Source organism: Cobetia sp. LC6, from assembly GCF_030264805.1.
Classification (GTDB): domain Bacteria; phylum Pseudomonadota; class Gammaproteobacteria; order Pseudomonadales; family Halomonadaceae; genus Cobetia.
Window position 1 is genome coordinate 1 of record NZ_JASSPL010000031.1, and the last position, 760, is coordinate 760.

The 760-nt window shown below is 67.5% G+C and carries 1 protein-coding gene; it reads right to left on the bottom strand.

What is annotated here, in order from left to right; all coding sequences use genetic code 11:
* The coding region (locus tag QQF40_RS16975) for a TolC family protein (RefSeq protein ID WP_285462026.1) at positions 1-760 on the bottom strand (760 nt) is incomplete at both ends.

A 760-nucleotide genomic window follows, 5' to 3' on the forward strand; every position in this document is an offset into this window, starting at 1 on the left:
CGAGCCGGTGATGAACTGGTCGCGATAGCTGCTGCGCAGGCGTTCGCCGCTGCGCGCCTGCTGATCCAGCGCCTTGATACGCGCCTCGACCGCGGGCTGACTGGCCGACAGACGCTGGATCTGGCGGCGCAGCTCGCGCGCCGTGGAGGCGGTCTCGAACTGGGCAGCGGTCAGGCGTGCGCGGTCCGCTTCGGGTTGGCGCAACGGCGTTAGACCCTGGAAGACCGGTGCTTCGATGCGCAGGCCGATGCTTGAGTCGCTGACCATGTCGTCGTTCGACTCATAGCGTGAGCTGGTCGCCTCCAGACGCAGTTCCGGCCAGCGCTCGGCCTCGCTCAGGCTCAGGGCGTGGCGCGCGGCATCCTGCTGACTGACATGACTGCGATAGGCCGGCGCGTTGGTGATGGCGGCATCGGTGGTGGCGGGATCGCGGGCCAGATCCGCCACGAGCGGCAGAGGTGGCGGGGCGCTCAGGGCAACATCCCTGAAGGAGCGGCCGCTGAGTATCTCGAGCTCCTGACGGGCGGTGTCGGCATCGCCCTGCAGACGTGCCAGCCACTCGCGGGCACTGGCAAGATCAACGGCGGCCCGGTCCAGTTCGACCCGATCCCCATAGCCAGAGAAGGTGCGGTCATTGGCCAGACGCTCGAGGCTTTCGAGCTTCTCGATGTAATCGCGCACCCGGCGCATCATGGCGCGGTTGGCACCGAGATCGATATAGGCGGTGATCGCCTCCTGCGCGACTTCCATGCGGGTCTGA